Source organism: Flavobacterium sp., assembly GCF_040379285.1.
GTDB lineage: Bacteria > Bacteroidota > Bacteroidia > Flavobacteriales > Flavobacteriaceae > Flavobacterium.
In genome coordinates, this window is sequence record NZ_JBEILJ010000034.1 from 20,345 (window position 1) to 27,265 (window position 6,921).

At 39.1% G+C, this 6,921-nt stretch carries 6 protein-coding genes; 3 read left to right on the forward strand and 3 right to left on the reverse strand.

Features of this window, described 5'->3' with window-relative positions; translation table 11 throughout:
* Positions 1-20: 20 nt before the first annotated feature.
* The 3 genes from ABWO12_RS08355 to ABWO12_RS08365 all read left to right on the forward strand — a co-directional run bounded on the left by ABWO12_RS08355 (position 21) and on the right by ABWO12_RS08365 (position 2,289).
* Positions 21-935: a ribonuclease Z gene (locus ABWO12_RS08355; protein ID WP_353088343.1), complete on the forward strand. Its 915-nt coding sequence runs from the start codon at positions 21-23 to the stop codon at positions 933-935.
* 39 nt (positions 936-974) lie between these two features.
* Positions 975-1,619 carry a pyridoxamine 5'-phosphate oxidase gene (gene pdxH / locus ABWO12_RS08360; RefSeq protein WP_353088345.1) on the forward strand — a complete coding sequence of 215 codons (645 nt, stop codon included), beginning with the start codon at positions 975-977 and terminating at the stop codon, positions 1,617-1,619.
* A gap of 193 nt (positions 1,620-1,812) precedes the next feature.
* Entirely contained in the window at positions 1,813-2,289 is a 477-nt protein-coding gene (locus tag ABWO12_RS08365; RefSeq protein ID WP_353088346.1) for a CAP domain-containing protein, read from the forward strand.
* A gap of 622 nt (positions 2,290-2,911) precedes the next feature.
* On the opposite strand, the gene ABWO12_RS08370 is transcribed toward ABWO12_RS08365, so the two are convergent.
* The 3 genes from ABWO12_RS08370 to ABWO12_RS08380 all read right to left on the reverse strand — a co-directional run.
* The gene (locus ABWO12_RS08370) at positions 2,912-4,864 is read right to left on the reverse strand and encodes an OmpA family protein (protein WP_353088348.1); all 1,953 of its coding nucleotides are present in this window, start codon (positions 4,862-4,864) and stop codon (positions 2,912-2,914) included.
* Positions 4,865-4,882: 18 nt separating this feature from the next.
* Entirely contained in the window at positions 4,883-5,794 is a 912-nt protein-coding gene (locus ABWO12_RS08375) for a PorP/SprF family type IX secretion system membrane protein (protein WP_353088350.1), read from the reverse strand.
* A gap of 56 nt (positions 5,795-5,850) precedes the next feature.
* A partial coding sequence (locus tag ABWO12_RS08380) for a T9SS type B sorting domain-containing protein (RefSeq protein WP_353088352.1) occupies positions 5,851-6,921 on the reverse strand: 1,071 nt, incomplete at its 5' end.

Genomic DNA, 6,921 nt, shown 5'->3' on the forward strand with positions numbered 1-6,921 from the left:
ACCAAAAAACTGATTCGTAATTGAAACTCACTGTCCTCGGATGTTACGCCGCTACACCGCGCACTTTTTCTAATCCCACCGCACAGGTATTAGAAATCAAAAACCATATTTTTTTGATTGATTGCGCCGAAGGAACACAAGTTCAGTTGCGAAAAAGCAAGATTAAGTTTTCCAAGATCAACTATATTTTTATTTCCCATTTGCATGGAGATCATTTTTATGGACTTATCGGACTCATTTCAACTTTCATGTTGCTCAACCGTGAAAACGATTTACATGTATACGGTCCCAAAGGCATCAAGGAAATTATTTTATTGCAATTACGTGCTTCGGGTTCGTATACGGGCTATAATTTATATTTTCATGAGTTAGAATCCACCACCTCCGAAGTCCTCTATGAGGACGAAAAAGTTCGGGTGTCTACTATACCGCTTCACCATCGTGTCTATACCAACGGATTTTTGTTTCAAGAAAAAAATATAGAGCGAAAACTGAATATTTCGGCCATTACTGAGTTGGAAATTAATCCGGTGTATTTTCGAAAAATTCAATACGGTGGAGACATTACGCTTGAAGACGGCCGCGTGATACCCAATGCTGCACTGACCTTTGATCCTGCCATAGCACGTAGTTATGCGTATTGCAGTGATACTTATTATGATGAGCGCATAGTGCCCATAATTCAAGGGGTAGACTTGTTGTATCATGAAAGTACTTTTTTGGAAAATGAGTCGCATCTTGCCGAACGAACCCTGCATGCTACTGCCAAGCAAGCGGCTTCCATCGCTTTGCAAGCCGAGGTGCATCAACTGCTTTTAGGGCATTTTTCTACCCGTTACGGCTCGACGGAACCTTTTAAAACCGAAGCCGAAAGTATTTTTCCACACGTGTGGCTAGCCGAAGATGGCAAAGAATTTGAAATCCCCCAGCGGTAAACATTACCTACTTTTACCGTAATTTTGTAAAAAAAAGTCATGCACGATTTAGGCGATTACCGTAAAAGTTATACCAAAAGCGAATTATTGGAAACCCAAATTCCTGATGATCCTATCAATCTATTTCATCGTTGGTTTCATGAAGCCGAAGATTTCGGTGGCGTCGATGAAGTCAATGCTATGACAGTAGCAACTATTGGATTGGATGGTTTTCCCAAATCACGCGTAGTATTACTCAAAAAGTATAACGAAGAAGGCTTTATTTTTTATACCAATTATGATTCCGAAAAGGGGAGGGCTTTAGCCGTGAACCCTCAAGTATGCCTTTCTTTTTTCTGGCCATGTATCGAAAGACAGGTGATTATAAAAGGAATCGCCGAAAAAACACCGGAGACCGTTTCCGATGCGTATTTTGACTCACGACCCGACGGTAGTAAATTAGGAGCCATCGTCTCAGCACAAAGTCAACCCATTCCATCCCGCGCCTTTTTGGATGAAAAATTAAAAGATCTTGAAGAAGCCTTTGCGCAGCAACCCATTCCCAGACCCTCTCATTGGGGCGGTTATCTTGTTCGTCCTCAAGCGGTCGAATTCTGGCAAGGGCGTCCCAATCGACTTCACGATCGCATTCGATATTCACTTCAAACCGATTTAAATTGGAAAATTGAACGCTTATCTCCATAGTTTGTAGGAAAATTACCTAAAAAATAAAATTATTGATGTATTTCATCGATTTTATTTGTCACTTTAACGGTATAGTAGTAAGTTTGGGTAACCAAATCAAAACAACGTTCATCAATTACTAACTGACAAGATATTTGCCCCACATCTATCCGTCAAAACTTAACCTACTACTATGAATGCAAAACTACTTAGAATGTTTTTACCAATCGCATTGGTGTTTACATTAGTATCGTGTTCCAAAGATGAAGAAGCTACTTCAACTAACGACTATCGATTAGTCACTGCTTATGATTATACCGAAGAAGAAACGGATTTGGCTACCCGTTTAAACAATTACCGCGTAAGCCAAGGGTTAAACCGTTTGGAAATCGTAAACCACATCTCTTTCAAATCCTTTGAGCATAACGAATACATGATTGAAAACAATGTTGTAAGTCACGATCATTTTGAATTGCGTGCTGACAATATCAAGCATGTGTTGGGCGCTGTAAGGGTAGGTGAGAATGTAGCGTACAATTTTTCAACACCTGCTTCGGCTTTAAATGCATGGTTAAACAGCCCAGGCCACAAAGCCAACATCGAAGGCGATTACACCCACTTTGGCGTATCGATTACCATTAATCCTGCCAATGGCCGCCGTTACTTTACGAACATATTTATGAAAAGATAATTGATTTATAGTTTTGTTTGATTTTGCAATGACCACTCTCCGGAGTGGTTTTTTTTTTGTTTTATGTTGGGCAGCAATTACCTTCATCTTTCTCCACAACGCGGTCCGGCTTTCGCCTATATCCCCGAAATCCATCGGGGGATGACGTCTCTATCCGGGCTGAATACAACCTCATTTTTCTAAAAACAATAAGGCAAAGATTCCATCAACATTTGAGATCAAAGCTATTTTAAGGCTTTAACACTGCTTGAAAAAGATATTCTAGGATGAGTTTGATTAGCTACTACAATGAAGCTCTCATAGCCTTAAATCGGTTTTCAACGTGGACTTTAGAAAATATAACTGTTGCGTTCTATGCGCTTTTCAAAGTAAACCCTACCAGCGTACAACAATCGTTTCAATATTGAATTCAAGCAAGGCATAGTGCCGAATGAACAGGCTTATTCGGTAAGTTTAAATTAGGAATTATAAAGCTATTAATGCGGTGAATTGGGTTAGGCTATCGTTTCATCGTCTTCCTGATGTAAAAGTGCTCAAAAGGATGGCAATAGGAGAGGAGTAACATGAAAAACGCCCCACATAAAGCAGGGCGTTTTCGGGTTTAAACAATGTATAATTGAGATTATAATTTGGTAATGATAAATTCTGAACGACGGTTCGCTTGGTGTTGCTCTTCGGTACATTCTGATTTGTTGGTCGGTTCACAGGCACAATCGTTAACCAATTGCGACTCTCCATATCCTTTTTCTGTCAAACGACTTGCAGCAATACCATTTTTGACCAACCAAGCAACAGTTGATTTTGCTCTACGATTAGACAAGGACAAATTGTACTTATACGTTTGACGACAGTCGGTATGTGAACGAATATCCAATTCCATGGTTGGGTATTGCTCTAATACGTCTAATACTTTGGCCAATTCAACTGCTGCATCAGGACGGATATTTGATTTGTCTAAGTCAAAGTAAATGATTTTAATTCCAAACGCTTTGAACAAGTCGTCGCCAACCGTAACGGGTTTAACGGTACGTTCCATTTCTACAGTAACAAAGGTTTTGCCCGATTCATTTGGAGTCATTAAAGGAGTATCCACGGTGTTGTATTCAGGTAAAGAGGACTTGATATAAAACTTGGTTTCACAATCTTGCGTATCAAAATCAAATTTACCTTCAGCATCGGTTTTCATCTCCTTCAAGACTTTGAAGTTTTGGTCTTGCAACACTACTGATACACCTGCCAAAGGTTTGCCCGTTTCTTTGTCGGTAACAATTCCATGAACAGCTTGCTCACAATCTACCAATCGGGTGTTTTCTTTAAAACGGTAAATGTCATCATTACCATTACCACCTTCACGGTTGGAGGATACATAGCCTGTACGGTCTTTTTCATTGATCAAATACGCGAAGTCATCTTTTGAACTATTGATAGGTTCACCCAAATTGTGAACATATTTAATCGAACCGTCGGCTTGTATTTTAGCATAGAAAACATCCAAACCTCCTAAACCAGGATGTCCGTCAGAGGCAAAGTAAAATTCGCCATCTGAAGTTACCATTGGGAATGATTCACGACCTTCCGTGTTAATTAGATTGCCCATATTTACAGGGTTTCCAAAGGAACCATCTCCATTGATCGCTACTTTAAAAATGTCGGATAATCCTTTAGTACCAGGCATATCCGATACGAAGTAAAGTGTTTTTTCATCGCCACTTAGAGCAGGGTGTGCTGTTTGGTAATCATTACTATTGAATGGTAATTCTTTAACATTACCCCATTTTCCATTTTCAAAAGTAGCGGTATAAACTTTCAATAATGTTGAGCCTTTACTGTTTTTTTCACGCTTTTCTAAGAAGCTATTACGAGTAAAATAGACGGTTTTACCATCTTTTGTAAATGCACAAGTAGATTCATTTACTCTTGTATTTAAACCTCTTTCAAATCGTTTTGGATTTGAAAGTGCACCTTGTTCTCCGATGTCTGCGGTATACAAGTTGGTGAAACTTTCACCCGTCCATGTATGTTTACGTTTCCCTAGACTACCCGTGTCTCGTGCAGAAGTAAAAACTAATTTTTTATCATAATAAGCTGCACCATAATCGGAGTATTCCGAGTTGATTCCAGCATTTTCAAGTGTAAACCGACCTGAATTTTTCTTGATTTGTGCTAAATAATCCTTTTGTGAAACGGCTAATTTCGCACGTTGTTCATTTCCGCTTAATTGGTTGAATTTGATCATCATTTGATCTGCTTTTGCATAATCATTGGTCGCCTTGAGCGATTGGGCATAACGGAAATAATATTCAGCTGGGTTTTCAGGAACAAATGCAAATAATTCACCATACCATTTTGCGGCGTTGGTTAAATCACCTTTGTAATAATACGAATCTCCTAATTTCTGCAGCATGTCTTGGGATTTATATCCTTTCGCAAAAATACGTTCATAGGTTTTTATCGCATCAACATAGGCGTAGTTATCGTATTGCTTGGTTCCTTTAGCCAGTTTTTTGTTTTGAGCTGTCAAAGTACCACAGGTAGCAATTGCGATTAAAGCGATATGTAAAAATTTATTTTTCATGGTGTGCTGGTAATTAGATTAGAAGAATCTTGGTGATACAATTCGATCATCGCGTCTGAATAATTCAAAGCGCAAGAAAATTTCGTGAGATCCTGAGTTATAGTTAGCTAAACGTGTTGTTTCCAAATCATAGGCATAACCTGCAAATAAACCGTCTGTAATTTGAAATCCAACCATAGCACTCATGGCTGCACCCCAACGCCAAGCTGCACCTAACGTTAGTTTTTCTTGAATTAAGAAGTTACCAGAAACATCCAATTGAAAAGGAGCCCCTTCAACAACTTTAGATAGGAAAGCGGGTTTGAACTTTAAGTTGGGTGATAAATCAAAAACATAACCACCGATTAAATAAAAGTTCATTCGCTCTTTATAAACGGCCACATCATTATCATCGTAACGTTTGGTCTCAAAGAAATTAGGAACAGACAACCCAACATACGATTTGTCAGAGTGGAAATAAACTCCCGCACCTACATTCATACTAAAGTTATTGTTCAAATTTTGTAACAAAGGATCATTGGGGTTTTGATAGGTCAAACGAGTAACATCCAAGTTGAACAAGTTTCCCGTAGCTTTTACCCCAAAGGATAGTTTGTAATTTTCTGAGGTTTGAACCGAATAGGAAACATCCGCCGAAATAGTATTTTCAGAGGTTGGACCAATACGATCATTTACAAAAGATAATCCTAATCCCAAATTGGTAAATTCAATAGGAGTATTCATCGAAAACGCATTGGTTACCGGTGCTCCATCTAAACCTACCCACTGAGTTCGGTGTAACCCGAAAAAGCTCATCACACCACGTGACCCTGCATATGCTGGATTGATATTAATGGTGTTATACATATATTGCGTATACTGGGCGTCTTGTTGAGCAAAGCTCATCAAACCCGTTAACAGCATTCCGAAAATTAAAATTCTTGTTTTCATTTATTTGGGTGTTAAATTAACAACCGGGGGTTAGGGCATAACCCCCCGTTGATAGATTATCTTGACAAATACAAATATCCGTTTTTAGTTACAAAGTTACCATCCGCCTTTCTATATTTCAAAATGTAGAAGTAGGTACCTGTTGGTAATTCAGCAGACTGATTTACGGTTGCTCTACCTTCTGAAATTCCACGGAATACTCTTGAAGTGTTGTCGTAATTTGTAGTATCAAATACTTTCACACCCCAACGGTTGTAAATTTCAACTGTATTTTCCGGGTAACATGTAATATCTTGAATATTTTCAATGATGAAGAAATCATTAGCACCGTCACCATTTGGCGTAACCGCATTGTTTATAATGATGGGTTGACAAGCTGGCAATACAACACAAACTTCATCATTTGCATTAATGGATACTAAGAATTCAATCGGACACGTTGCTGTTGGTAATGTATACTTAATCACATAAGTATCATCCGCCAATTGGTAGGGATTAAATACTCCAGTAGTTGTATTCAACCCCCCTGAGTTGTTCATATCAGTCCAAGTTCCAGAAGTAGTATTTGTACCTGGGAACTGCGTAGAAATAACAGCAGCAATATCAATTAATAATGTATTATCATCGGTACATACAGCCTCAGGATAAGCATACTGATTTGTCGTTGAATTAACAGTAACGTTTACAGTTTGTGTATACGTGTTTGTGTTATTACAGCTATCAGAAACAGTCCATGTGCGTACAATTGTATACGATCCATTGACAGGTGTACTACTCGTTTCATTAAACACTACAGTAACCGTGGCAGCACAGTTATCAGTAAACTGTAATCCTGGAGCTGCAGGAACTGCATCACAAGTAGCACTAATCACAGTTTGATATGCGGTTGCAATTTGCGGTGCTGTTGTATCTTGAACCGTTACGGTTTGAACGTGCGTTGTAGTGTTGCCACAAGCATCCGTTGCTGTCCAAGTACGCGTTAAGGTATAAGCACCTGGACAAGAACCAGCGGTAGTTACTTCGTTGAAGGTTACGTTAGCCGCACCACAGTTATCGGTAGCTGTTAAAGTTACCGCTGCAGGAATGTTAGAACACTCTGCGGTTACATCGGCAGGTAAAGCCTCTAC

Coding starts and splice junctions, on each gene's coding strand:
- ABWO12_RS08365 (WP_353088346.1), top strand. CDS start 1,813: ATGTTTTTACCAATCGCATTGGTGTTTACATTAGTATCGTGTTCCAAA.
- ABWO12_RS08370 (WP_353088348.1), bottom strand. CDS start 4,864: ATGAAAAATAAATTTTTACATATCGCTTTAATCGCAATTGCTACCTGT.
- pdxH (WP_353088345.1), top strand. CDS start 975: ATGCACGATTTAGGCGATTACCGTAAAAGTTATACCAAAAGCGAATTA.
- ABWO12_RS08375 (WP_353088350.1), bottom strand. CDS start 5,794: ATGAAAACAAGAATTTTAATTTTCGGAATGCTGTTAACGGGTTTGATG.